Here is a 25,634-nt window from a genome sequence, read left to right as displayed (position 1 = left end):
CGGCAGTGAACTGGCACGCTTCGTCACGATGAACGCAACGAGTTCCGAATCTGTGCGGTGCGGCTGGCCCACGGGGAACGACACCTATCTGGAGTACCACGATGCCGAGTGGGGCCGGCCGACAACGGACGAATACCGTCTGTTCGAGAAGATCTGCCTCGAAGGTTTCCAGTCGGGCCTGAGCTGGCTCACGATCCTGCTCAAGCGTCCCCGTTTCCGTGAAGTGTTTGCCGACTTCGACTACCGGGCAGTGGCGGAGTTCGGAACCGACGATGTCGAACGACTGCTCGATGACGCGGGCATCATCCGGCACCGAGGCAAGATCGAGGCGACGATCAACAACGCGCAGCGCGCCGTCGAACTGGCCGAGGTCGAAGGGTCGCTCGTCGACTGGGTGTGGGAGTGGGCGGTCACGACGCCCCACCGCGAGCTCGACGGCGCCATCCCGGCCAAGACCGAGCGATCCGCTGCACTTGCCAAAGACCTGAAGCGGCGAGGCTGGAAGTTCTTCGGCCCGACAACTGCCTACGCGTTCATGCAATCAGAGGGGCTCAGCAACGATCACGAGACGTCGTGTTTCGCACACGATGCTTGTGCAGCAGAACGAGCGGCGTTCCTGACCGGTCGCACGCTTCGGCCAGCCGACTGACCACGCCGGGTGGCGGAGGATCTGCGCTGTTGGGACTCCGGGTCGTGGCGCCGACCATTCGGTACGATGATCCGATGCGGCCAGCGACCACTCTTGCCCTCGGACTCCTCCTCCTGGTGATTCTCGTCTCGGGAATCATTTCGCTGGTCCGGCTCTGAGAAAACAGGAAACCTCGATGAACATCGCTCACGTCCTCGACGGCCATGCCGCAGACTCGGTGGCCCTGATCAGCCGGAATCGAACAACGACGTACGGCGAACTTCGTGACCAGATCAACCACCTCCGCGGGGGTCTCGCCTCGATCGGTGTCGGGCGCGGCGACCGAGTCGCGCTGCTGTGTGGCAACGGTCGCCACTTCGTCATCACCTACTTCGCCACGGTGGGCCTCGGTGCTGTCGCCGTCCCACTCAACCCGCTCAGCCCCGCACCGGAACTTGAGACCGAGATAGCGGCTGTTGGGGCCAAAGTGGTTGTCATCGAGAAGTTGAGCGCTGGCACATGGGCGAACGTCGATCGCTCGCAAGTCCCGACCGTCGCCACGGTCATCAGCTCCGAACACGGATCCGGACCGGAGGGAACGCAGTCGGTCGATGAGCTGCTCACGGCCGACCCTGTTCCGATCGCCGAGGTCGCGTCCGACGACGACGCTGCACTCATTTTCACCAGCGGTACCGCTGGCCTACCTCGCGCCGCCCGCCTCACCCACGGCAACAACCACGCGAACATCGAACAGAGCAAAGCCACCGACGTCCTGCAGCCGAGCGACCTGATTTACGGCGTGCTCCCGCTCTTCCACATCTTCGGGCTCAACATCGTGATGACAACTGGCCTGGCGGTCGGCGCCACCGTGATGCTCGTGCAGCGCTTCGACCCGCACACCGCGGCCGAGTCGATTTCGGGCCGGCAGGTCACGGTCGTGCCGGGCGCTCCAGCGATGTGGACGGCGTTCACGCACTTCGACGAACTCCCTGCTGACACGTTTACGTCAGTGCGCGTGGCTCTGTCTGGTGCTTCGAAGCTGCCGGTTGCCACATTCCACGCAATGCGCGACCGCTTTGGCGTCGAGGTCGCCGAGGGATATGGCCTGACCGAAACATCTGCGACGGTCACCACGTCGCTCGGCGCGCCGATCCGGCCCGGCTCGGTTGGCCGCGCATTCGACGGGGTCGAGATCCGTCTGATCAACACCGACGGCCATGACGTCCTCGTCGGTGACATCGGCGAAATCTGGGTCCGTGGTGACAACGTCTTTCCGGGCTACTACGGCGATGACCCGGCGACTGCCGTGGTGCTCTCGCCTGACGGGTGGCTCCAGACGGGTGACATGGCGGTTGCCGATGACGACGGCTTCCTCTACCTCGTCGATCGTGCCAAGGATCTCGTCATCGTGTCCGGCTTCAACGTGTACCCGGCCGAGGTCGAAGGTGTGTTGACGATGCACCCCGACGTGCATGAGGCAGGAGTTGTCGGCGTGCCTCACCCGCATACCGGCGAGGCGGTCAAGGCCTTTGTCGTCGTGCGTCACGATGCCGATGTGGACGAAGAGACGCTCATCGAGTTCTGTCTCGGTCACGTCGCGCGCTACAAGTGCCCGTCGAAGGTGATGTTCGTCGACGAGTTGCCACGAAACACCACCGGCAAGCTCGTCAGGCGTCGCCTCGACGACGCACTCTCTGTTTCCTGACCGCGCGCAACACGCGCCTCGCCTGACCGCAGGAAAAGACGACCTGCACCGGGTGACGAACCTCACACGCTGGTTCCGAGCTGGCTTTGTGAAAACGTGCACAAACGTTTAGCGTGTCTCTTGCATGGCCGTTCAGCGATCACGACGCCGAATTCCCGAGGCAACTGTTGCCCGGCTTCCGGTGTACCTGCGCATCCTCGGTGAGCAGTTCGATATCGGCGTTGGAAACATGTCATCGGAGGAACTTGCCGAACTCGCCGGCGTCAATGCTGCCAAGGTCCGCAAGGACCTGAGCTACCTCGGCAGCTACGGCACGCGTGGAGTCGGGTACGACGTCGAATTTCTCGTGTACCAGATTCGTCGCGAGCTTGGTCTCACTCATGATTGGCCCGTCGTCATCGTCGGGGCCGGCAACCTGGGCCAAGCCCTCGCCGGCTACAACGGTTTCGGCGACCGCGGTTTCCCGGTCGGTGGCATCGTCGACATCGACGACGCCAAGGTCGGATCGGTCGTCGGCGGCGTGCGAGTCCGGCACCTCGATGAGATCAAGCAGGTCGTCCAGGCCCGCAACATCTCGATCGGCGTGATCGCCACCCCCGGCGCGGCGGCCCAGGATGCCGCCGATTCGCTCGTTGCTGCTGGCGTGACCAGCATCTTGAACTTCACTCCGACGGTCATCAACGTTCCGCACGGCATCAGCGTCGGCAAGGTCGACCTCGCCGTTGAGCTCCAAATCCTCGCCTATCACGAACAACGTCGGATCAATGCAGCGCAAGGTTCTGGCGTGCAATCCTTGTCAGGGCTTTCGATTCCGGGCGAGTCGCGCCGGGGCGCAAGCGCCTAAGGTTGTCTGCACATGTCCATCCTCGTCATCGGCGTCAATCACCGGAGTAGCCCAGTCGCGCTACTCGAACGCTTGACGCTTGCACCCGACACTCTGGGCAAGGCCGTCGCGGGGCTCGCGCAGCGCGACAACATTCGCGAAGCAGTGGTCCTGTCCACCTGCAACCGCACCGAGGTCTATGTCGTTGCAGAGCTCTTCCATGGCGCCTACGGCGATGTCCGTGACTTCCTCTGCGAGATCAGCGACCTGTCGGTTGATGAACTGACGCCGCACCTCTACAGCCAGCACGACTCCGCCGCAGTGACGCACCTGTTCGAGGTTGCTGCTGGTCTCGACTCGGTCGTGCTTGGCGAAGGCGAGATTCTTGGCCAGGTCCGTACCGCCTGGGAAACCGCACAGCTCGAAGGCGCGGCGCGAACCAGCCTCAACCTGCTGTTCCGTTCGTCGATCGAGGCGGGCAAGCGAGCTCGCAGCGAAACGGGCATCAGCCGGGGTACGGCTTCAATCAGTCACGCTGCTGTCGAGATGATCACCGACGTTATCGGCGACCTGGCGGGCAAACGGGTTGCCGTCATCGGTGCCGGCTCCATGGGTGAAGGTGTCGCTGTCGCGCTGCATCGTGCCGGCGGCGCCACGATCACCGTCGTCAACCGGTCACCCGAGCGCGGCGCCGCCTTGGCAGCGCGAGTCGACGGCAAGACGGTCGGGTTCGAGCAGCTCGCCGACGTCGTTGCCGTCGCAGATGTTGTTGTGGCGGGCACTGGTGCCGGAGATCCGGTCATCACCGCCGACCTGGTTGCTCGTGCCCGCACGGGCTCTGGCGCCGGCTCGCTTCACATTGTTGACATCGGCATGCCCCGCGACGTCGAGCCAGATGTCGGCGCGCTTTCGGGTGTCACGGTCTTCGACCTCGATGACCTGAGTGCATGGGCAGACCGTGGCCTGGCGCATCGCGCCGGTGAAGCTGATCGTGTGCGTGCCATCGTCAACGAAGAGGTCGAAGACTTTGCCGTCGAGTCCACGGCGCGCCAAGCCGCTCCGCTCGTTGCGTCGATGCACGAGGCTGCCGAGCGTGTGCGGTCTGGTGAGCTCGATCGATTCGCCAATCGCCTCAACGGCCTTGACGAGAGCGGCCGTGGCGCCGTCGAAGCCTTGACAAAGGCAATCATTGCGAAGCTGTTGCACGAGCCATCGGTGCGTCTCAAAGGCCAGGCCGGTACGCCGCAGGGCGATCGCAACGCCGCTGCGGTACGCGACCTGTTCGACCTGAGCTGACACCGTTCGAGATACTGGCATGTCCACGCCACTGCGCATCGCGACGCGAGCATCGCGTCAAGCACTCGCTCAATCCTCTGCAGCCGCCGCCGCCTTGCGCGCCGCTACCGGCCGTGAAGTGGAGCTGGTCGAGGTCAACACCACCGGCGACATTCGCGTCGACGTCCCCCTGCACACGATGGGCGGCCAAGGCGTGTTCGTCAAAGAAGTCCAGCTGGCTGTGCTCGATGGCCGAGCCGACTTGGCCGCGCACTCGGCCAAGGACCTGCCGTCCGCTCCTGCCGACGGTCTGACGATTGCTGCGTTCACCGAGCGCCGCGACCCGCGCGACGCGCTGATTGGTTCCACCCTGGGCGACTTGGCCGAAGGAGCGACAGTCGCGTCGGGCTCGGTCCGGCGCCGAGCGCAGCTGCGCCGCGTCCGCCCCGACCTTGCGTTCGCCGAGCTGCGCGGCAACATCGACACCCGGCTCTCGAAGATCCCCGACGGCGGGGCAATCGTGATGGCCGTCGCCGCCTTGCAGATCCTGGAGATGACCGATCGCCTCACCGAGACACTGGGGATCGACGAGTTCGTTCCAGCCGTGGGACAGGGGTGCGTGGCCATCGAGTGCCGTTCGGACGATGCGGCCACCATCGCAGCGCTCGCGATGATCGATCATGCGGTGACGCGTCATGACGTTGAAGTTGAGCGAGCGTTTCTTGCCGAACTCGGATCGGGCTGCTCGCTTCCCGTTGGTGGCCATGTCGTCGACGGGGTCCTGCGTACGTTCCTGGCCAACCTCGACTCTGGTGTGTCAGTCAGCGATCAGATCGAATTGAGCGGCGCTGTCGAGGCCGATGTCGATCTCGCCCGTGCCGCTGCGGCCAGCGCGCATGGCGCCGTCTCATGATCCACATTCGTCGGAGCTGACATGACGGCCGGACCGGACAGTGGCGAAGGCTCGGCATCGATCGGGGAACTCGCTGGTTGTCGGGTGCTGGTCACCCGCGAACGGCCCGGCGAACTCGGACGAATGCTGGCCGAGCGCGGCGCCGACGTGGTCCACGTTCCGCTCATCGTCGTGACCGACCCGCCCGATCACGGAGCGGCGCTCCAACGTGAGTTCGACCGGCTCGACCGGTACTCGTGGCTCGTGGTCACCTCGCCTGCGGGCGCCGAGCGCGTCGGCAAGGTCGCAGCACTCCACCCGCAGATCCGACTCGCCGCAGTGGGCACCGCGACCGAGCAGCGCTTGGCAGCGCTCGCCGGCCGGCCGGTTGACCTGGTCCCGCACCGCCAGCTTGCTGCGGTGTTGGCCGAGGAGCTGATCAAGCGTTGTGCCGAACCCGCCACGATCCTTGTCGCTCAAGCTGACATCGCTGGCGACGCGCTCGGGAGCCAGTTGTCCATGGCCGGGCACGACGTTACTTCGGTCACGGCCTACGCGACAGTGCTCGTCGAACCCGACGTCGCTGCGATCGACGGCGCCGACGTACTTGTACTGGCAAGTGGTTCTGCCGCTGCAGGGTGGGTCAACGCCTTCGGGGTTCACCAACCGCCGATCGTTGTGGCCATCGGCCCGTCAACCGCTGAGAGAGCACAGGAGAATGGGCTCAAGGTCGACGGGGTTGCCGCCGATCACTCTCTTGAAGGTCTTGTCGACGAAGTTGTTCATCAGGTCATTCGCCATCAAGCGGAGGGCCGGAGATAACCAATGTTGGCAAGCAATGCAGTAATCTTTCCCGGATCGACCAGTCAGTGAGGAGCCTTGTGGCTGCACGCAGCAGAAGCCGAACAATGGCTTCAGCAGTAGCAACTGTGCTCGGGGCAGGGCTCATTTTGAGCACGAGCGCCTCGAGTGTTCTCGCGCGGCCGGTCGTCGTCCTCGAACAGGTCGAAGTTGCTCCGCTCGGCACTGCCGCCTCTTCGGTCGGCGACACGCTCGGCTCGAACCCATCAGTGTCTGGCGACGGGCAATTTGTGGTGTACCAAGGCGCACCACAGCAGCCGCCGCTGCCTGAAGAGCTGGAGGGAAATGTTGAGCCTGTTGAGCCGCAGGTCGACCCGCGAGGTAGCACGATCTATCTCTCGAGTCGCGTCGACAATTCCACGATCGAACTCTCACCGATTCCGAACGGTCTCCGGCCAGGCAACTCAGTCCGCCCCGTGATCTCCGGCGACGGCTGCAGTGTCGTGATGATTTCTGAGATGGCACTTGATGTCTTCCGCGATGACGACGCCGGTGCCCGGTGGGACGTCTACCGCTCGGTCCTCCCACATTGTGACGGAGCGATCGGCAACTGGGAACTCGTATCTGCACGCGCCGATGGCAGCTCACTTGCTCGCGACGATGTCGATCCGAATCAGACTCCAGCCGTGTCGCGTTCCGGTGCCGAGATCGCGTACGTCCACCCCGACGAACGGCTCTTTGAAGCCCCCAACGTCACGACGATCACCGTGATTGACCTGGCCGTTCCCCCGACCGACCCGCGTCGCTCCGAAGTCGTAGCCGGCACTCCTCGCGACCGGCCAAACACCACCTTCGTACACACAGGCATCGATCAGCCCGCACTCTCTGACGACGGCCGACAGGTCGCATACCGGTCTGACGCAGCATCAGCAGAGGGCGTTCCGGTCTGGGGTACGGGCCCAGCTGATGGTGGCGCTGCGACCAAGCAGGTCTTCGTGTGGAATCGGCTCGAAGCCGATCCGTTCGCCGCAGTGCAGCTGGTTTCGGCCCTGCCGTCGGGTAAGCCAAGCACAGCCGGTGCCGCCGAGCCAGCGCTCTCCCGCGATGGCCGGGTGGTCGCCTTCTCATCTCCTGACCAAGGTCTCGTCCCGGCAGTCTTCCCGCTCTGTGTTGACGATTGCCCATCGCAGATCTATCGACTCGACCGTGACGTCGACGCCGACGATGATTTCGACGAGCCCGGTGCAACTGAGCTGGAAATCATCAGTGTCGAACCCGGCTCGGATGGCTCAAGTGCTCCGGTCGTCGGCAGCGGTGCTTCCACGCAGCCCACGCTCAGTGCCGATGGCCACGTCCTCGCGTTTGTCTCGAAGGCGCCCAACCTGCAGCTCCTCGAAGCGCCAGGAAGTGGCGAGGTCGGCGATGGCGACATCCTCGTCGCTGACGAAGGTCAGAGCGATTTGCGCCGCATCACTGTCGCTATCGACGGCGTTCGTCCAACGATCGGTGCCCATTCGCACCCGCAACTCAGTGACTCGGGCCGCATCACCGTGTTCGACACTCTCGCTGCGTCTGATCTGCTCGTCGAAGGCGCTCCGGCCGGCCGTCAAGTCGTCGCGCTGTCTTCACCCCCACGTCTCTCACTCCCCGACGCTGACGTCGGAACCACCGTGGTTGGCCTCGAAAGTACTGGCTGGTTTGTCGGCCTCGTCAACGAGGGCCCTTCGGCATTCGATCCCGCAATCGTGACCATTGACGATGCCCGCTTCACCATCGACGCCCAGAACAGCACGTGCGTCATCGGAACGCTCGTCCCGGCGGGCTCTGATTGCAAAGTGCAGTTCACGTTCACGCCCACCTCAGAAGCCGCCGTCAACGCCACGCTCACTATTGCCGAAGAAGGCTTCGAAGCGGTGTCGGTCAGCTCACGGTTGGGCGGCGGCGGCGGCGAACCCGCTCTGCAGCTGTACCCCGGCGGTGCAGATATCCCCGGCGAAATCCTCGTTGGCGAATCGGCACCCGAGTTCCTCTTCGACGTCGGCAACATCGCACTCGTCCCAACTTCGATCGAACGAGTCGAAATCCAGGGCGCGCACGCCGGTGACTTTGCTGTCACCTCGTCGAATTGCGTGGATCGCCCGCTGAACCCGCGAGCGAACTGCGCCATCGGCGTCACGTTCACGCCAACAGACAGCGGCCGACGCACAGCGCTCATCGAAGTGTTCACCCCAGAGGGCCAGTCATCGTCCGTCATCATCGCTGGCGACGCAGTTTTTGAGCCGATTCTTGCCACGTTCGGGTCCGAGGTGCGTGCCGGTGAGCTGTTCCTTCTCGCTGGGTCGGCCTACCCGGCCGGAATGCCGTTGGTGATCACCTATGCCGATGGCCAAGGACAGCCGATTGAGATCGACATGGTCACCAACGAGAACGGTGATTTCTTCGTGTCGGTTCCTGTCGACCCGAACGAATTCGGTGGTGATCGCCAGATCGTGGTGCAGTCGTCAGAGGGTGTTGCCGCTGTCACTCAGATCGACGTCGTTGCCGAGACCGAACAGCACGTTGGTCTGCCTGGCTTTGGCCTCGGCTGACTGGCGTCAGATCCCGGCGTCACCCGAACCCTTGAGGATGTACCGCTCGTTGGCGGCAGCCGACTCGGGTCAATCGTGAGGTGCTATAGGGCAGGGCGGGTTCGGCCGCCGATGTTGATGCGCGTGGAACACGTATCGGCAGTCGAGGTGGCACCCTTGGCGTCGCACTTCACCGAGAAGGTCAGGTTGTCGCCGGGCTGAAGCCGAATGGGGGTGATGCGCGGCTCGAAGTACTGCCCTCGGATGTTCGACAACGACCACTGGTACACCTGCACGCCGTTGATGAACAGTTGGGCGATGCCGGTGTCGTTGAGTGAATTCTCGACTCGAATATCGGTGAGGTCGAACGTGATGCCCTCGCCAATGGGCTGGGAGGCGTCGGCCGTGCCGAGGATCGGAGCATCGACGGTCAGACGAATGAACGACGGCTCACCGTCACCGTCATCAGCGGTCACCGTCTCAACTGCCGCCTCGTCGCTGTCGACTGCGGTGGTGGCGGGGGCGGGGGTGGCGCCGTCGACGGGTGCGGGAGTGAGCTCAGCAATTCGTTCGTCGACGAGGTCGGTCGCGGCGTCGCGAATCTCGGGTCGAATGACGCCGAACCAGGCGGCAGCCAGGCCGCCAAGAAGTGCTGCAATTGTGAGCGCGCGGACGATCGCTGCCCCGGGGATGGTGGGGGGCTGAACGAGCGACATCGATGCGATGGCGGGGTCGTGCCCCTGCTGCTCCGCTTCGACCTCGAAATCGAGCGTACGAGTTGCGCGCCGAAAGAACCCGCGCCGAGCTTTGGCCTTGAATCGCACCAGGCTGGCCCCGCCGGGCGCGACGCCGACCGCCGGGGGATCGAATAGTCCATCGACTCGTTCGCTGGTGTCGACGAGCTTGAGACGACAACTGGCGAGCTCATTGCCGTGGTTCTCGACCATGAACTCGTACGTCGCGCGATGCCGAGCGCGCTGCACCGGCTGCAAGCTGACGATGCGCCGATCGTCGAATGGCTGAATCGCGAGCACGATCTCGGCGACCACAGTGTCATCGGGTTCGCTGAGTGGAATGACACGCACGGCAATAACGGTCGGGCCCGCCGATGTCGTGGGGACTTCGGGTGGTGTGACCACGACGTCGACCACGTCCTGCGATCCGCCGAACAGGGTGATGCTGCTGCGTTCGATCGCGGTCCAGCTTGCAGACAGACCGGCGGGCACGACCGTGTACGACTCGGCTGACTGACGCAGGTTCTGTATCGACAACGGCAGCGTCAACTGCGCGCCCGGTTGGGCAACCATCTCACCGCTGGAGAACCACGTCTGCACTGACACGCCCGTCAAGGTACTGGCTGACTTGCCGCTGCGTTGGGCATCCCGCCGGGCAAGATCATCGGCTGCCCCTCCGTCCATCGCACTCACGACCGTCCAAAAAATGTGGGATCAGCGTCGCAGAGCGACCTTCATGCCACAAGTTTCGGGCGTGATCGATGCCGCAACCGAAATGTGCCGGAAAATCGTCGGTCAGCGACGCTGGTCTGTCATTTTCTGGGGCGGGGGGTGACGTGGTGGAAACATGGATGGACGCGGTCTCGTAGGCTAGAGAGGTGACGACGATCCGACCGCGCCGCCTTCGACGAACTGCCGCGATGCGCGAACTGATGGCGGAAACGCACGTCCGCGTCGACGATCTGATCGCTCCGCTGTTCGTGCGCGAGGGAATCGACCAACCGGTACCGATTGACTCGCTGCCCGGCGTCGTGCAACACACCCGCGAATCCCTTCGTGCCGAGGTGTCCGGTCTCGCCCAACTGGGGGTGAAGTCGGTGATTCTCTTCGGGGTGCCGTCTGAGAAAGATGCCGTCGGGAGTGGCGCCTCTGACCCGAATGGCATTGTGCAGCTGGCCCTCGGAGACCTTCGTGCCGAGGTGGGCGATGACGTCGTGGTGATGACGGATCTGTGCGTCGACGAGTACACCGACCACGGACATTGCGGCATTGTCGACGAACACGGCAGCGTCGACAATGACGCCACTCTTGACCTCTATGTACAGGCCGCGCTGGCGCAAGCCCGGGCAGGCTCGCAGGTGGTGGCTCCGAGCGGGATGATGGACGGCCAAGTTGCGGCGATTCGCACGGCGCTCGACGCGGAGCAGTTCAGCGAAGTGGCGATACTTGCCTACGCCGCCAAGTACGCAAGCGGCCTGTACGGGCCGTTTCGCGATGCGGTCGACGTCGAGATCGCCGATGGCGGCGATCGGCGCGGTTACCAGCAGGACTATCGCAACGTCCGCGAGGCCCAACGCGAGATTGATCTCGACATCGCTGAAGGTGCCGACATGATCATGGTCAAGCCGGCATTGGCGTATCTCGATGTGATTGCCGAGGCTGCTGCGCGCGTCGACCTTCCTGTCGCCGCGTATCACGTGTCGGGCGAATACGCGATGATCCATGCCGCCGCTCAGAACGGTTGGATCGACGGAGATGCCGTCGCTCTCGAACACCTCACTGCGATCAAACGCGCCGGTGCAAACATCATTCTCACGTACTTCACCCGCTGGTTCGCTGAACAGCACCAGTAGTCGCTCAGTCGGTGCACCGCGCCGAGTGACCGCCCGATAGGAGCAACATGGTCGACACCCTCATCCCACCCTGCGATGCCACGCGATGCGCGGCGGCTGGCTGCACCCCGACGGTCTGCGTCGGTGCTGGTGTCGCGTCAAATGCCGAGATGTTCGACCGATCGAAGCGAGCGATCCCTGGTGGCGTGAACTCGTCGATCCGTGCATTCAAGGCGGTCGGCGGAGAGCCTTACGTGGTCGCACGTGCCAACGGTGCGACGATCACCGACGTCGAAGGAACCACCTATTTCGATCTGGTCCAGAGCTACGGCGCAGTGATCCTCGGGCATGCGCATCCCGCCATCACACAGGCAGTCACAGCGGCTGTCGGCGATGGGACGTCATATGGCGCGCCGACGCCACGTGAGATGAAGCTCGCAGAGGCGATCAGCGAGCGTGTGCCGAGCTGTGAACGGGTGCGCTTGATGAACTCGGGCACCGAGGCCACAAGCACCGCGGTGCGCCTGGCGCGCGGTGTCACCGGCCGCGATCGAATTGTCACGTTCGCCGGCAACTTTCACGGGGCGACCGACGCACTCCTCGTTGCCGGTGGTAGTGGCGTGGCGACGCTCGGGCTCCCTGGCACTGCAGGGGTTCCGAACGGTGCCGTCGCTGAGACGATGGTGGTGCCGTACAACATTGTCCCCGAGCTCGACGACCAGGTCGCGGCGGTCATCGTCGAGCCGGTCGCGGCCAACATGGGCGTTGTCGCGCCGGTCCCTGGCTTCCTGAGTGGCCTGCGCGCTGAGTGTGACCGCGTCGGCGCTCTGTTGATTTTCGACGAGGTGATCACCGGTTTCCGGCTCGGGTCAGGCGGTGCGCAGGCAAAGTACGACGTGCGCCCCGACATCACATGCTTCGGCAAAGTGATCGGCGGTGGACTGCCGATCGGATCGATTGGTGGTCGCGCCGACATCATGGAGCGTCTGTCGCCGCTTGGTCCGGTGTTTCATGCCGGGACGTTGTCGGGGAATCCACTCGCCACGGCAGCGGGGCTGGCTGCGCTCGGGCAACTCACCGATGACGTCTACATGGAGTTGATGGCGCGCGCCCGTCACCTCGCGGCCGGAATGCGCGATGCCTGTGTATCGGAAGGTTTCGTTGCGTCGTTCCCGGTGGTCGGCACGCTGATGGGCATGGTCTGCGGATCGGCGGCGGGGTCGGTCCAGAACTTCGACGACGCGAAGCGCACCGACGAAGCTGCATATGCAGCGTTCTTCCAAGCAATGCTCGCTGAAGGTGTCGCGATGGCGCCTGGAGCGTACGAAGCGATCTTTGTCGGAGTGGGTCACACCGACGATGTGCTTGATGCGATCGTTGCGAAGACAGCGGTGGCCGCGCGGACCGCGGTGGCTGCGCTCACTGGTTAAGGGGTGACGCCACCGCTGGCGCGACCGCCGCTACGTTGGCGGCGGTGAGGCAGCTGTTCACTTGGCGATTCCTGGCAGCAGTAGCAACGCTGGCAGGGCTGGCGTTGATCGCCAACGCAGTCATCGCTGACGACGACCAACTTGCCGCAGTGCTCGAACCTGAGATCCCTGAGCATCGCGTCGACCTGATCGCTGGAGTCTTCATCACCGAGACCTCTGACGATTTCACGATCGGTCAGGATGGCCTGACTCGCGGGTTCGTTGACTTCACCCTCCAGAATCGTAAGGTCATGCGCGTTGCCCCGGGCACACCGGGCGAGGTCAATTGCCGACTGTCATCGATCAGCAGCTGCGTGGTGTTCGTCGACCTGCTTGGTGACGCCGTCGTTTGGTTTTCTGTGGAGCCCAAGGCTGAGCGGAACACCGTCGAACTCGGGCCGATCGTCGATCTCGAAGATGGTTATGCACTGTTCGCGAGTGGCTGGCAGATCAAGTACCCGCCGGTCATCGAACGTCGCTGTGAAGGCGAGGACATCGTCAGCTTCAGTGACTTCCTGCGCCGCTTTGGGCCGGGCAGCACGACGGTGATCGACGTCGCAACACAACGGGTCCTCCGTGTCCGCTGCGCCGGTGAGGATCGCGTCGTGGTCACCACGACGACCCAGCCGCTGATTGATGTGCCGGTCATCGATGGTGAACTGATTCCGGGCGACGAGATTGACGAGAACGACGGCGTCGTCGAAGTGCCGACCACGCTCGAAGAATCGACCGGCAACGTGACCGGCAGCCCTGCCGACGACTGACAGTTAGGCGAGCAGTGTGTGTGCTGCGGCGAGCCCCGAGTTGTGGGCGCCTTCGACCTTGGGTCCGGCGAACGCGTCACCGGCCATGATCACTTTGCCATCCGCTGTGGTCCAGCACGGATCCGGCCAGATCGATCGTGGTGTGGCGAGGCGCCATTTCTTCAAGGAATGCTCGACGATCGTCGCGTCACCGAGCCATGGGTGCGCTGCGACGGCGAGCTGCTTGACGAGCTCGTCGTTGTCGTCGTCCCAGTGAGCCTCGCTCCACGTCGGGTTGGCATGGAACGTAACGGCGGGTTCGAGGCTGACGCCCTTCGAGGCGTTGTCGCCGATGAAACTGAATACGTCGTCAGCGTTCTGAATTCCACCCGACGGAGGGAGGTCAGGAGCCTGGTCGAGTCGGACGAGTAAGCCGATGGTGCGGTCGTAGTCAGTTCGGAACAGGGTCTCGTCGAGCTCGATGCCGCCGTCGATCATCAAGGCGAAGGCCTGGGGGAGCGGCGCAGTGACGATCACGGCGTCGGCCTCGAACGAGGTGCCGTCGTCAATCGCAACAGACACATCGCCGCTGTCGGCGTCGCGTCGTACAGCGAACGCCATGGTGGAGCAGCGGATATCAAGGCCAACTGCCAGATCCTTGGCGAGTGAGTTCATTCCGCCGGTGGCGACGTAGCGCGGGTGGCTATCGCCATCGCCATCATCGAAGCCGTGGTTCCACGCGTGCACGAGCCCGCGTGCGAGCCAATCGTCGACCGTCTTGGCGAATGCAGGGGACCGCACGGTGAAGAACTGGGCGCCATGGTCGAGTGTTGCGCCGCCGACTCGGCGTGTGGCAAGACGGCCACCGGGCGAGCGGCCCTTATCGAGGACCAGCACGTCAGCGCCCGCGGCATCGAGTTCGCGCGCTGCGATCAGTCCCGCAAGGCCGGCTCCGATGATGATGATACGCACGAGCGTCAGCTTGCCGCAGCAGTGGCCTCGGGGGCCACTTCGGCGGTGCGTTCGCGATGCGCGTCCTCGGCCCGGCCGAGGAAGTCGAAGAGAACGCGATTGAAGGAACGAGCGTGCTCGATCATCAGTCCGTGAGCAGCGCCGCTGATCACGGCAAGTTCTGCCGTGGGGATTCGATCGGCGAGTTCTTCGCTGTCGCCTCGCGGCGTCAGGATGTCCTGATTGCCCACGACGACCAGTGTCGGCACGGTCACGTTTTCGAGTTCGCCCGCATACGACGTGTCGACGTTCATGATGGCGTCGACCTGTGCGGCGAATGCGTGCGACGGTCGCCCGAGCGCAAGCGGTCCAAGCCAGCCCATTGCTGGCAAGAGTCGGCGGAACGAGCGTGGGCCGATGACCCAGCGAGCGGCATCGTGGCCCATCGAGCCGATTCCACGCTCCAGCGCCGCATCGCGCCAGCTTGCCAGCAGCTCTTCGCGCCACGGATGGTTCTGGCCAGCAGTGCAGGCGAGCGTGAGTGAGCGGAGCCGTTCGGGATACTTCACGGCGAGGATTTGGCTAATCGCGCCGCCCATTGATGCTCCGACGACGTGTGCGGTCTCGACGCCAGCGTGATCGAGGACAGTGACGGCATCGTGAGCCATCTGTTCGAGCGAGTACTCGCCGTGCGGTTTGTCGCTGCGGCCTGCGCCCCGATTGTCGAGGGCGACGGCTTGGTAGGACGGGGCCGACGCGATCCGCTGGAGGTTCCATCCGTTCTTGTCGGCACCCAGACCCTGGATGAACAAGATCGGGGGAGCGCCAGGACGCCCGGTGACTCGGTAGTGAATGCGGGTCCCGTCAGATGCACGGACGTAGGTCATCAGTTTCCTCCGAGCCCGCTGAGCGGCAGCCAGTCGAGCGGGGTCCCGGTCGTCATCTCGCCCATTTCGGTGAGCAGCAATGTGAGGTCGTCGGCGACGTGATCGGCGAGTTCGACTTCGGCGAGCGGTCCGCGTCGGCGTTGCCGCTGGCGCGTGGCGTCTCCGATCTCGATACGGGCTCGGCGTCCAAACGGCGAGCTCGTGGTGGCGGCGGGGAACACGTCGACGTTGGATCGGATCGCCGCACCGATCAGGGCGTGGTCGATGGTGCCGACATCGCGGGGGCGAGTGGTGGCGCTCGCAGAACACACGACCAGTTCGCCTGCCCGGAGTGCGCCAGCGACCTCGTCGGGATGATCGAGCAGGCCGCCGAGTCGCTGAGCCAGTGCACCAACGGGGCCGCCGTCCGGTCGGCCGACGAACCGAACCGGCCGGTCGACGGCGCGGCTGATCGCAAACGCGCTGTAGACCGCGGCGAGCGCGAAGCGACGGGCATTGACAACGATGAGTGCGCCCTTACGGGTGGGGAGGCGCTGATCGCCGCCCGTCGACACGGACCAGCGGATCTCGGACAGCATCGTGACCGTGCGGAACAACCCCGCATCGCGACCCCAGTTGTCGACATGACCTGCTGGCTCGTCGGTCACGCGGTGAAACATTGTTGCGCCCTCAGAGGCGACCGCCGCGACCCGCTTCGTCGGAAAGTCGACGACGCTACCGAGTGGAGAGTTTGATGAGGGGTTGGGTGCGGGCATCAGGCGCTCACTTCGTCCGGTGTGATCTGTTCGGCGGCGGGCACCCGAGCCTGCTTGCGAATGACTCTGGGCCATCGATACAGGTGGTCGATGACCTCGGTGGTGCTCGTATCGGGTGTCATGCCGAGCAGTGCTTGCATCCGTCCGTTGTCGGCAAGGCGGCCACGGGTCAGTGCTTCGCTGACATGGTCAGGGATGGGTGCGCCGGTGATGTGCGAGAGTTGGCGAGCAAACCACCACTGGGGTCCGAACAACGGCAGCGGAATGCGTTGGCCGCGACGGATGGCGTGGAGGCAGGTGATCGCGCCGGGGGCGACCACGTTGACCGGGCTCGACAATTGGTTGCGGGCAGCAGCAACGATGGCGCGGGCTGCGTCACGGTGCTCGATGACGGCAAAGGGTGGGTCGGTGGTTGCATGGAAGGGCACCACCGGCTGGCGGAGCAAACGGCCAAGTGGGGAGGGCACGTGCGGTCCGAGTACTGAGGCGAGACGCACAGCACCAACGGTGACCCCGACGCGTTCGGCGACGTTGGCAGCCGTGCGCTCGATGTCGGCAACGGTGCGGCCCCATTCACTCGTCGGGCGCAATGGTGCGTCTTCGTCCGGACGGGTGAGCGATCCGGGGCCGCGGCCGTAGATCTCGATGCCACTGCGAACGATGATGCTGTCGAGCGCCCGGCACTCGGCAGCGGCTCCGAGCACAGAGACGGCGGCTTGATCGGTCAGCGCAGCGGCCACCCGCGGGGCGGCACGAGCGTCCGGCTCCCAGACGCCGACATGGACCAGCACATGGGGGTTGAACTTGGTGACGGTGTCGACAATGGTGTCGTGGTCGTCTGGAGAAATCCGGTGGAACGTCGTACGCTGCAGACGACGACGCGGAGGATCTGCGTCAATACCGGACAGCGAACCCACCCACGGCTCATTTTCGAGGAGATTGGCCACCAAAGTGCCGAGTTCGCCACCCACACCACTCACGAAGACTCGCCGCCCTGCCATGACTCTTGAAGATACTCCGACCCGCCGCCAGTTGATTGGTTCAGCGCTGGGCGCAGCGGTCACGTTGGCGGGCGCCAGCCAACTGTTTGGCAGCGCCGATCGGGTTGCTGCGCTCAGTAGTGCGGTGATGCGGCCAGGGGCTGCGACTAAACCGGCTGTCCGCTTGGCCATCACCGACAAATTGACGTTTCCGGTCGACGCCAACCCGATCTATGGAACGCTGGTGTGCCTAAACAACTTCGGTGGCCGAAGTACGGCGAATGGTCCCTGCAGTCACAATGGCGTCGACATCGGTAACGACAAGGTCAGTGGTCGGGGAAGGCCGCTCTTGGCCTGCGTCGACGGTGTGGTGCACAAAGACGAGGCGTTCAGCACGGGCGGCCTTACGCGCATTTTGCGTGATGGGATCGGTACCTACTACCGCTATCACCATCTCGACAGCTACGAGTCGTCGCTCAAAGAGGGTGATCCGGTGACAGCAGGCCAAGTCATCGGCACGATGGGAAATACTGGGAACACGGTCTGGAGCCACCTCCACTTCGAGATTTGGCAAGACAGCCTGACGCCAAGCCGGGCGACGATCATCGACCCGGTGCCTCGGCTGTGGTTCCCGCACGGTGTCACGCTCCGTGCGCCGACGGCGTGCGCGACCTAATTGGCGCCGCTCCCGAACGGGCTCCATCACCAAAAGTTACGGTTGGGTGACGAAACGGTTGCGCTTTTCGTCATATAATGCGCTCAAGCCGTCCCCCAGACGTGCCGAAGTAGTGATATCGCCGTTGTGCCGTCTGGATTCGCCAGTCGACGTGATGCGACTTGACGAATCCCTGATGAACGATCCCACCGACCTCCCTCTCGGCGAAGAGCAGCACCGACTCTCTCGACGCCGGATGATCACGGCCTCGCTGGGCGCGGTCGCAGGCCTCGTCGCTGCCAGCCAGGTGGCGAACGCATCACTCCCCGGCGTTTTCAACGGAAGTGCTGGCCCGCTGCAGAACAGCGAACTCCAACCCGCTGTTCGGATTCCTCAGACCACGACAACCACAACAACGACGCTTCCACCGGTTGCCGACGGCCAGATCATGTTCCCAATCGATGCCCTCCCGGGAGACTGCTGGATCAGCGACAACTTCGGCGACTGCCGGGGCAGCAACTGTTCGCGTCGCCACGAGGGTCTCGACATCTCCGGGAACCGCGGTGCAGACCTGTTTGCCGTTGTCACCGGTCGCCTGACCAAGAAGTACGTGGATCGCGGACTCACCTACGGGGCCGGTCATGGCTGGACGTTGTACGACGAAACGACCGATGTCACCTACAAGTATTTCCATATGGGCTCTCATGCAGAAGGCCTCGCGGAGGGCGACATCGTGCAGCAGGGCAGTGTGATCGGCACGGTCGGCAATACCGGCACATCAGGCGCGAACAGCGACAGCAACTATCACCTGCACTTCGAGTACCGGCCAGGCAACGTTGCTCAAGATCCTCGACCGCTGCTGGTTCGCCACCCCAACTGCACGTTCTACGACTGATCCACAACAGTGTCTCGCCCCACGCCGCCGGCGCAGCCCGGAGATGGACGTGGCAAATCCATGACCAAGGTCCCAGCCGGTTGCACCCGACGCGCGGTCAGAGGTTCGTAGGCTATGGAAATGAGCTTCTGGCCGAATTCCGAACACTGGAGCGTGAAGATTCCGCTCGAGACCGCACACTCGCGTCTCGACGTGCTCGCCGAGACCGGCGTCGTTATCTTGAAAGATGCCGACTTTGACGTTCCCGAGTCCGAGTATCTCGCGCTCGAGTACATGGACTGGAAGTCGGGTGGCGATACGAACTTCGCGCCGATCGCCACGGCCGACGGGGAACTCGACTGCCGCGGATTTTGGGACAAGGGCAAGACCGACAAGGACGCGGTGTGGACGTCGAATGCCGATGTGGCGCCGAGCATCAAGAACTATGTCGACGGCGTGGGCGCCAACTTCGGGCGGGTGCGCGCCATCAAGCTTGAGCCGCAGGATCGTGAGTCGGCGATCCGAAGCCTGCACCGCGATGACAACAACCGCTTCAACCCCGATGACGAGGGTTGGGTCGTGCGAACGTGGGTTGAGTTGACGGACAACCCAGACAGCTACATGATCTTGATGGACAACGACGCCGACGGTCTTCCTGATGCATCGACCGAGGTCCGCGTCCCGTTGCACAAGGGCGCTCGCTTCATCGTCGACACGCAACGCCTCTGGCATGTCGTTGTGCACCCGGGCGCCGAGTCGCGCTACGCACTCATCACGAGCTTTGAGTCCAGCCCCGTGCTGGACACCTGGATCGCGGCCGAAGCCGCGAGCTGAATCGCTCCAACCTCACCTTCCACCTCGACGCGGAGTCAGCAATTCGTGTCGCAGCGCGAGGAGCTTGGGTGCAGGTTCTCCGTCCGACCAGGCATCGCCAACGATGACCCGTTCGTACGACTCCCATTCCTGGCGGACACCGGCAAGATCGCCGGCGCTGGCATGGGCGCGCATGCGCACTCCGATGAGTTCGTTATGGCCTGCCAAGACCTTGAGACCCTGCCCGGTTGCCCAGAACACCAGGCCGGTGTTGCCGAGCGACAGGGCATGCCCTGCGAGTTTCAGGGCGATGTTCTGATGCGGACAGTTACTCGTCGACGGAACGGCGGCCCTCGAGGGCGCGTCCGAGCGTGAGCTCGTCGGCGTACTCCAAGTCACCGCCCACGGGCAGCCCACTCGCAATGCGGGTCACGTTGAGCCCGAGTGGCTTGAGCAGCCGTCCGAGATACATGGCCGTGACTTCACCCTCGGTATTGGGGTTCGTGCACAAGATGACTTCGGTGATCCCTTCGGGATCGAGCCGAGCAACGAGCTCGCGAATCTTCAACTGCTCAGGCCCGATGCCTTCCAGCGGCGACATCGCGCCGAGCAACACGTGGTAGCGCCCGCGGAACTCGCCGGTCTTTTCGATGGCCACGACGTCACGCGATTCCTCGACGACGCACAGGACATGACTGTCGCGTCCGTCATCGGTGCAGATGGGACACAAGGTGTCGTCGGCGACGTTGAAGCAGCGTTCGCAGAATCGAACTCGGGCCTTGGCATCGGTGATGGCATGCGCGAGGCGTGTGACGTCGTCCTCGGGGACCTTCAGAAGGTGAAACGCGATTCGCTGAGCCGATTTTGGACCGATGCCAGGCAGCCGGCCGAATTCATCGATCAGTGCCTGGACGGGAGCGGTGTACGTCGTTGAGGCCATCAGTACGTCTCGGTAACGAGTTCGGAACCGGGGAATGCCTCAGCGAGTCGATCGATGGGCGTCTTCACGGTTTCAGGCGGGGCATCGACCAATTCAGTGAGGTCGACCTCGTGGTCTTCGGGCAGCACGTGAATCTCGGCCTCGGACGCTGCAGGCACATCTTCGTCAACTTGGAGGGGGGTGCCGCTGGCCTGCGCCTCGGCCGCCTTGCGTTCGGCTGCGCGGCGCGGCGACTCAGATCGCTGACGAGGTGAATCTTCGACCGGCATGTCGCCGTCGTCGACCATCACCGAATCAGCCTGGGGATCAGCGGCAGGGTGTCCCGGATCCATTGGCGGTTCGTTCGCGGGCGGTGCTGCTGGAGTCGTCGGCTCGGCTGACCGAGGGGGCGCACTAGCTGTTGCCGGATCGCTGGACGGGCCGCCACCGGAATCGGGTGATTCGCCACCGCCACCGCCACCGCCACCGGCAAGAACGAGTTCGATCGAGACCGGACCGCCAACAGCGGAGGTGAGTGCCTGCTCAACCGCAGCTCGATGCTGCTCGCACTTGTCGCGATGTACAGGGTTGGGCAGCGACAGCGTCAGGACCGTGTCGGTATTCGAAACGTAGGTCGCGGGTGAGAACACTGCACGAGTCATGCCACGCAGGCCGGGCTTGATCGTGTCATCCCACATCGACTGATTCATCGCAGCACTATTCGACGCAGCTACCGCCGCCGGTTCAGACCTGGCCGCCGCCTGCGATGGTGCTGGCTCCGGCTCGCGTGCGACCGCAGCCGGCGCTGCCTGGTCTTTCGACGTTGCTGCAGTGGTCTTCGCAGCGGACTGTGATCGCTGGACTCGTCCCCCGAGCGTGGCGCGGCCGGTCGCTTCGTCGCGCGGCGCCTCGACGACAGTGGGCTCGGGCTCGGGCTCGGGCTCGAGCTCGGCAGCAGCCGGTGTGGCTTGGGCAGCGGCCGGTGTGGCTTGGGCAGCAGCCTGTCTGGGAGTCGCAGCCGGCGCCCCGGCAAGTTGCTGCTCGAGCTTCGCGACGCGCGCAGTCAGCGCGCCGATGGCTGCACCCGCATCACCGGATGCTGCCGAATCGGACGTGAGCTTGACGATCGCCACATCGAGGAGGACCCGCGGGTCGGGAGCGTGACGCATCTCGGTCAACGCCTCACCGAGTTGTTCGATGCCGCGCACGAGGCCCGCAGCACCGAGCCGCTGCGACTGTTCCGACAGCGCTGCCACCCGATCGGACGGCAGCTGCACCAGGTCGGATGCCATGATCGACAAGAACCCGTTGCGCAGGAACCCAATCAGTTCCTCGGTCAAGGTGCGCGGATCGCGACCCAAACCGATTGCTCCGGCTGCCATCTTCAGCGCCCGACCGGGGTCGCGTTCGATCATCGCCTCGACGAACTCCTCGATGGGCACGGTTTCAGCGCCCTCGCCACCGGTGTTGGCCACCAATTCGAGTGCAGACAGCGCGTCGCGTGCTGACCCGGCGCCCTGGGCCAGCACCTGTTGAATCGCCGCGTCGGAAACGACGAGGCCCGCATCGTCGGCCACCCACCGGACGTGCTGCTGCAACGTGTCGGCAGGAAGCAGATGGAACTGCAGGTGTTGCGTGCGGCTCCGAATCGTGTCGGACATCTTTTGCGGGTCGGTCGTTGCCAGCACGAACACCACGTGCGGTGGCGGTTCCTCGAGCGTCTTCAACAACGCGGCCTCGGCGGGCTTGGTCAGCATGTGCACCTCGTCGAGGATGTACACCTTGTGCCGCCCGGGCGTGCCAAGTGATGCCTTGTCGATCAGATCGCGCATCGAGTCGACGCCGTTGTTGCTCGCCGCATCAAGTTCGTGCACGTCATAGCTGGTGCCGCGCTCGACCGACAGGCACGACTCGCACTCGCAACACGGCTCACCGTCTTGGACATCGGTGCAGTTGAGCACCTTGGCAAGAATGCGTGCCGAGGTGGTCTTCCCGGTGCCGCGGGGACCCGAGAAGAGATACGCCTGGCCTTCGCGTCCTTCGGCGACGGAGGTGCGCAGCGCCTTGACGACGTGGTCTTGACCCCGAACCTCACTGAAGCGGCGGGGCCGATAGCGGCGGTACAGCGACTGGGTGGCCATTGCGGTCACGATAGAGGTTCGCGGGCGCAGCGCCATCGACGGTGTGGACACCTGACCCCTGACCAGTCCTACAGTAGGGGTGATGTCATCTCTTGGCCGACTGAGTCGAGCTGCAGCGATACTTGCCATGAGTGCGTCGATCGTGATGACGGCGGGCTGCGCAAGCGAAGCCGCACCAGCCGTTGACGCTTCCGCCTACCGAGCTGAACTCGCTGCGATCTGCGTTGCGAGCAATGCGGAACGGTCGGCAATTGCTGATCCGCTCGACCAAGCCGGCGTGGCCAGCTTTGCCCGCTCGGTTGCTGACGTGCTCACTCGGCAAGCTGAGGCGGCCCGAGCATTGCGGTCACCGGACGACCTCGACGACGATCACCGAGCGTTCGTACAAAACACCGCTGACCAAGCCGCGGCATGGACCAGCCTCGCCGTCATTCCGTCCAGCGACACGGAACAGTTCGGTGCGCTCCAAACCACCATCCTCGAACTCACCCTCGGGCGCGATGATTTGGCCACGGAGATGGACATTTTGGCCTGTCGCGTCGCTCCGGCATGAGAGCCGACGCGTTCGGGCGGCCACGCTCAGCGCGTGCCTCACGCCCTTGGCTGTGGGCTGGCAGTAGCCTCGGCACACTGTGAACGAGCACACACCTGTTCTCCTTGGCCGACGACGGTCGGCCCGGTCCAATCTGGCCCAAGCCGCCACCGTTTCGCGGCAGCCTGTGGCGTCTCGCTTGGGGCGCTCCGTCCGGCTCGGACTCGCGTTCGTCCTGATCGCCTTCGTCGGAGCATTCGGCCTTGCGCCGGGAACTGCCCTCGCCGACAACGAGATCATTACCTCTGAGCCTGCCGACGGTGCGACCCTCACGACGTCGCCCAGCGAAATCGTCTTCAATTTCACCGAGGAAGTCGGCGAACTGCGCGTCGTCTCGGTCGAGTGCAACACCGAGCCATACCTGGTGCCGCGGCCCACTTTGAGCGGTAACGCGAGAACGATGACGGTCGAGATCCCGGCCCCCGGTCTTCCCCAGGGTCTGTGCGTCGCAACCTGGACGGTCAGCGACAGCGACGACGAGCCGAATGGCAGCGGCCAGATCTCCTTCTCGATCGAGGTGGACCCGGCGCCGACGACCAGCATTGCCGACACAGGCAACGACACGACGACCACATTGGCAGGCGCCGGCGAAGGAACGCCGGCATCGACCACCGGAAGCACTGATGCATCCGACTCGGCGATCGTCGACCTGAACAGCGTCGAGACCGGAACGGGGCCGCTGTGGCTCGGGCGGGTGTTGTCGACGCTCGGCATCGCAGCAGTTTTTGGTGCACTCGTCGTGATCGCTGCGGCGTGGCCAGAGGGCGTCGAATACCTGATCACTGTCCGATTCGTCCGCTCAGCGTGGGTGCTTGCCCTGATCGGAACGTTGCTGTTCACGTCAGCGGCAGCTGCAGCGGTGTCGGGTTCCTCGCTGGGATCTGGCTTCAGCCCCGCTGCGTGGCTGGACCTGCTTGATGCCGGGTGGTCCGGCCGAGCCGCACTCCTCCGACTGGTCTTTGTCATTGCCGCTGCCTGGGCAGCGTTCCGACCTGATCGCGTCATCGACCCCGTCACCCAACTTGTCGCGCTCGGGCTCCCCGCGCTGGCGGTCGTGATGATCGGCGTCGGCCGCGTCGACGGGCCACTGGTACTGCTCGGTGTGCTGCTCGGCATTGCCCACGCATTGGCGATGGCCGTGTGGGTTGGCGGCGTGATCTTGCTCGCACGCGTCATCCTGTCCGGCCCCGGCGAGGAGGACCTCGTCCACGCCGTACGCGGCTTCGCGCGCATCTCGGTGCTTGCCATCGTCGTCACCATCGGCACCGGGCTGGTGCAGATGTTCCGCCTTGATGGCGGCAATCTCTTCAACAACGCCCACGGCCGCGTCACCGTGCTGAAGGTTGTGTTGGTCGCAGCGATGGTGTTCGTCGGTCTGTCCGCCCGCCAGTTCGCGCAACAGCGTCTGGCCCGGACCCATGAAATGACCGTGCCGATGGCTGACCGGTTGCGACGGGCGTTCGGCGTCGAAGCCGCGATCGGTCTGGTCGTTCTGCTTGCAAGTTCCTGGTTGCTGGCACTCACTCCGGTCAACGTCAACAACGAACCCTCGATCGACTACGCGATCGAGCGGCGAGTTCTGGTCGAGGCCGAAGAGATCGTTGTCCTCGACGTCACCGTCAAGCTCACCAACGATCGAGTCGGGTTGAACGGCCTCGAAGTTCGCGTCGACGAGCCAGGCGATGGCATCATCGGTCTCGAGGTGGTCTTCACGCCGCCGGTCGACGGAGTGAGCGGCGCAATCGTGCAGTCCGTACCGCTGACCGGAGCAGGACGGGCCGTACGAAGCGAAGCGAACGGACTCCCGATGGAGGTCGCCGGCGACTGGCAATTACAGGTCAACGCCAACACCGGAGCAGGCTTGGTGCGCAGCGACCCCATCGTCATCGCGATCGCAACAGCCGATGGCACCGCGCCGACCACGTCGATCACGATCCCCGAACCGATCCTCGTCCCGATCGAAACCACCACCACCACCACCGTCGCCGGTTGATGTCCGCCTGATCTCTGTCTGGCCCCTTATCGGACCCCTTGTCTGCTCGATCCCGGGTGCCATGCGACATTGAGCACGACCGTCGCAGTCAGCCAGTGGATGCAGCCGCAATGAACTCGTGGAAGTCGACAGGCGCGGCGACGTCGAGCTGGTCGTAGCGACACTGGGCGGGGACGATGTCGGGCCGCCACCGCACAAACGACACGCCGTGGCGAAATCGGCCACCCTCGAGCTGACCGAAGGTGACCTCGGCGACGAGGCCCATCGCCAGCGGCACAAACGAGAGATCCTTGCCGGCATTCCAACGGCTGCCGCCTTGGGTCGACACCGACCCTGACTTCGTCGACGCGGCCGCGCGCTGTTCGTCCTGCGCAACGGCCCAGCCACGCCATGGATGATCGACAAGAGCATCGTGCGTGCGCGGCTCGAGCTCGGCGAGCAGTTCAGCGCGCCGGGCGACAGAGAATGCCGCCGCCACACCGACCGAATGCAAGTCACCACTACCGACACCACCACCACCGCCACGGCCGTCGCGACCACCAACGTCACCACCACCAACGTCACCACCACCAACGTCACCACCACCAACGTCACCACCACCAACG

The 25,634-nt window shown here is 64.3% G+C and carries 24 protein-coding genes; 15 read left to right on the top strand and 9 right to left on the bottom strand.

Features of this window, described 5'->3' with window-relative positions:
• Positions 1 to 28: 28 nt before the first annotated feature.
• From ACH2DW_RS09025 to ACH2DW_RS08995, 7 genes are all read left to right on the top strand, one after another.
• Positions 29 to 649 carry a DNA-3-methyladenine glycosylase I gene (locus ACH2DW_RS09025; protein WP_394929410.1) on the top strand — a complete coding sequence of 207 codons (621 nt, stop codon included), beginning with the start codon at positions 29 to 31 and terminating at the stop codon, positions 647 to 649.
• Positions 650 to 824: 175 nt separating this feature from the next.
• The gene (locus tag ACH2DW_RS09020; RefSeq protein WP_394929409.1) at positions 825 to 2,333 is read left to right on the top strand and encodes an AMP-binding protein; all 1,509 of its coding nucleotides are present in this window, start codon (positions 825 to 827) and stop codon (positions 2,331 to 2,333) included.
• Positions 2,334 to 2,457: 124 nt separating this feature from the next.
• The gene (locus ACH2DW_RS09015; RefSeq protein WP_394929408.1) at positions 2,458 to 3,177 is read left to right on the top strand and encodes a redox-sensing transcriptional repressor Rex; all 720 of its coding nucleotides are present in this window, start codon (positions 2,458 to 2,460) and stop codon (positions 3,175 to 3,177) included.
• Between the two features lie 12 nt (positions 3,178 to 3,189).
• On the top strand, positions 3,190 to 4,452 hold the full coding sequence (locus ACH2DW_RS09010; protein ID WP_394929407.1) for a glutamyl-tRNA reductase: 1,263 nt from the start codon (positions 3,190 to 3,192) through the stop codon (positions 4,450 to 4,452).
• Between the two features lie 19 nt (positions 4,453 to 4,471).
• Complete coding sequence (hemC, locus tag ACH2DW_RS09005; RefSeq protein WP_394929406.1) at positions 4,472 to 5,344, top strand: hydroxymethylbilane synthase; 873 nt, start codon at positions 4,472 to 4,474, stop codon at positions 5,342 to 5,344.
• Between the two features lie 21 nt (positions 5,345 to 5,365).
• The gene (locus ACH2DW_RS09000) at positions 5,366 to 6,145 is read left to right on the top strand and encodes a uroporphyrinogen-III synthase (protein ID WP_394929405.1); all 780 of its coding nucleotides are present in this window, start codon (positions 5,366 to 5,368) and stop codon (positions 6,143 to 6,145) included.
• A gap of 86 nt (positions 6,146 to 6,231) precedes the next feature.
• Entirely contained in the window at positions 6,232 to 8,712 is a 2,481-nt protein-coding gene (locus ACH2DW_RS08995; RefSeq protein WP_394929404.1) for a choice-of-anchor D domain-containing protein, read from the top strand.
• An 83-nt stretch (positions 8,713 to 8,795) separates the two neighbouring features.
• On the opposite strand, the gene ACH2DW_RS08990 is transcribed toward ACH2DW_RS08995, so the two are convergent.
• Complete coding sequence (locus ACH2DW_RS08990; protein WP_394929403.1) at positions 8,796 to 10,031, bottom strand: hypothetical protein; 1,236 nt, start codon at positions 10,029 to 10,031, stop codon at positions 8,796 to 8,798.
• 272 nt (positions 10,032 to 10,303) lie between these two features.
• Here ACH2DW_RS08990 and hemB point away from each other — a divergent pair, with 272 nt between their 5' ends.
• Genes hemB through ACH2DW_RS08975 form a run of 3 tightly spaced genes read left to right on the top strand, consistent with a single transcriptional unit; the run spans position 10,304 to position 13,490 of the window.
• Positions 10,304 to 11,278, top strand: coding sequence for a porphobilinogen synthase (gene hemB / locus ACH2DW_RS08985; protein ID WP_394929402.1), 975 nt, complete (start codon positions 10,304 to 10,306; stop codon positions 11,276 to 11,278).
• Between the two features lie 47 nt (positions 11,279 to 11,325).
• A complete protein-coding gene (locus ACH2DW_RS08980) occupies positions 11,326 to 12,687 on the top strand; it encodes a glutamate-1-semialdehyde 2,1-aminomutase (protein WP_394929401.1) in 1,362 nt (453 codons plus the stop codon).
• Between the two features lie 44 nt (positions 12,688 to 12,731).
• Positions 12,732 to 13,490, top strand: coding sequence for a hypothetical protein (locus tag ACH2DW_RS08975; RefSeq protein ID WP_394929400.1), 759 nt, complete (start codon positions 12,732 to 12,734; stop codon positions 13,488 to 13,490).
• A 3-nt stretch (positions 13,491 to 13,493) separates the two neighbouring features.
• Here the strand turns inward: ACH2DW_RS08975 and ACH2DW_RS08970 are convergent, their stop codons facing one another.
• From ACH2DW_RS08970 to ACH2DW_RS08955, 4 genes are read right to left on the bottom strand one after another with little or no spacing between them, the layout of a single operon-like run.
• Complete coding sequence (locus ACH2DW_RS08970) at positions 13,494 to 14,441, bottom strand: NAD(P)/FAD-dependent oxidoreductase (protein ID WP_394929399.1); 948 nt, start codon at positions 14,439 to 14,441, stop codon at positions 13,494 to 13,496.
• Positions 14,442 to 14,446: 5 nt separating this feature from the next.
• The gene (locus tag ACH2DW_RS08965; RefSeq protein ID WP_394929398.1) at positions 14,447 to 15,307 is read right to left on the bottom strand and encodes an alpha/beta fold hydrolase; all 861 of its coding nucleotides are present in this window, start codon (positions 15,305 to 15,307) and stop codon (positions 14,447 to 14,449) included.
• Positions 15,307 to 16,062, bottom strand: a complete 756-nt coding sequence (locus ACH2DW_RS08960; protein WP_394929397.1) for a hypothetical protein — start codon at positions 16,060 to 16,062, stop codon at positions 15,307 to 15,309. Before ACH2DW_RS08960 ends, ACH2DW_RS08965 begins: the two co-directional genes overlap by 1 nt.
• Positions 16,062 to 17,063, bottom strand: coding sequence for an NAD-dependent epimerase/dehydratase family protein (locus tag ACH2DW_RS08955; RefSeq protein WP_394929396.1), 1,002 nt, complete (start codon positions 17,061 to 17,063; stop codon positions 16,062 to 16,064). Before ACH2DW_RS08955 ends, ACH2DW_RS08960 begins: the two co-directional genes overlap by 1 nt.
• Between ACH2DW_RS08955 and ACH2DW_RS08950 the strand changes: the two genes are divergently transcribed.
• From ACH2DW_RS08950 to ACH2DW_RS08940, 3 genes are all read left to right on the top strand, one after another.
• Positions 17,062 to 17,718 (top strand): M23 family metallopeptidase, encoded by a 657-nt coding sequence (locus tag ACH2DW_RS08950; RefSeq protein WP_394929395.1) that lies wholly within the window; start codon positions 17,062 to 17,064, stop codon positions 17,716 to 17,718. The two genes, ACH2DW_RS08955 and ACH2DW_RS08950, sit on opposite strands and share 2 nt — an antisense overlap.
• Before the next feature lie 175 nt (positions 17,719 to 17,893).
• Positions 17,894 to 18,592: a M23 family metallopeptidase gene (locus tag ACH2DW_RS08945; RefSeq protein WP_394929394.1), complete on the top strand. Its 699-nt coding sequence runs from the start codon at positions 17,894 to 17,896 to the stop codon at positions 18,590 to 18,592.
• A gap of 120 nt (positions 18,593 to 18,712) precedes the next feature.
• On the top strand, positions 18,713 to 19,405 hold the full coding sequence (locus tag ACH2DW_RS08940) for a hypothetical protein (RefSeq protein WP_394929393.1): 693 nt from the start codon (positions 18,713 to 18,715) through the stop codon (positions 19,403 to 19,405).
• Positions 19,406 to 19,417: 12 nt separating this feature from the next.
• Here ACH2DW_RS08940 and ACH2DW_RS08935 read toward each other — a convergent pair whose 3' ends face one another.
• The 3 genes from ACH2DW_RS08935 to dnaX form a co-directional block, all read right to left on the bottom strand.
• Positions 19,418 to 19,612, bottom strand: a complete 195-nt coding sequence (locus ACH2DW_RS08935) for a hypothetical protein (RefSeq protein WP_394929392.1) — start codon at positions 19,610 to 19,612, stop codon at positions 19,418 to 19,420.
• 100 nt (positions 19,613 to 19,712) lie between these two features.
• Positions 19,713 to 20,324 (bottom strand): recombination mediator RecR, encoded by a 612-nt coding sequence (recR, locus tag ACH2DW_RS08930; RefSeq protein WP_394929391.1) that lies wholly within the window; start codon positions 20,322 to 20,324, stop codon positions 19,713 to 19,715.
• Entirely contained in the window at positions 20,324 to 22,444 is a 2,121-nt protein-coding gene (gene dnaX, locus ACH2DW_RS08925) for a DNA polymerase III subunit gamma/tau (RefSeq protein WP_394929390.1), read from the bottom strand. Before dnaX ends, recR begins: the two co-directional genes overlap by 1 nt.
• Before the next feature lie 82 nt (positions 22,445 to 22,526).
• Between dnaX and ACH2DW_RS08920 the strand changes: the two genes are divergently transcribed.
• Both ACH2DW_RS08920 and ACH2DW_RS08915 read left to right on the top strand, forming a co-directional pair.
• Entirely contained in the window at positions 22,527 to 22,997 is a 471-nt protein-coding gene (locus ACH2DW_RS08920; protein ID WP_394929389.1) for a hypothetical protein, read from the top strand.
• Between the two features lie 178 nt (positions 22,998 to 23,175).
• Positions 23,176 to 25,029 carry a copper resistance CopC/CopD family protein gene (locus ACH2DW_RS08915; protein ID WP_394929388.1) on the top strand — a complete coding sequence of 618 codons (1,854 nt, stop codon included), beginning with the start codon at positions 23,176 to 23,178 and terminating at the stop codon, positions 25,027 to 25,029.
• An 88-nt stretch (positions 25,030 to 25,117) separates the two neighbouring features.
• Here ACH2DW_RS08915 and ACH2DW_RS08910 read toward each other — a convergent pair whose 3' ends face one another.
• Positions 25,118 to 25,507, bottom strand: a complete 390-nt coding sequence (locus ACH2DW_RS08910; RefSeq protein ID WP_394929387.1) for a hypothetical protein — start codon at positions 25,505 to 25,507, stop codon at positions 25,118 to 25,120.
• Positions 25,508 to 25,634: the final 127 nt, after the last annotated feature.

Source organism: uncultured Ilumatobacter sp. (assembly GCF_963980585.1).
Taxonomy (GTDB): Bacteria; Actinomycetota; Acidimicrobiia; order Acidimicrobiales; family Ilumatobacteraceae; genus Ilumatobacter_A.
This window is presented reverse-complemented; position numbering and strand designations above follow the sequence as displayed.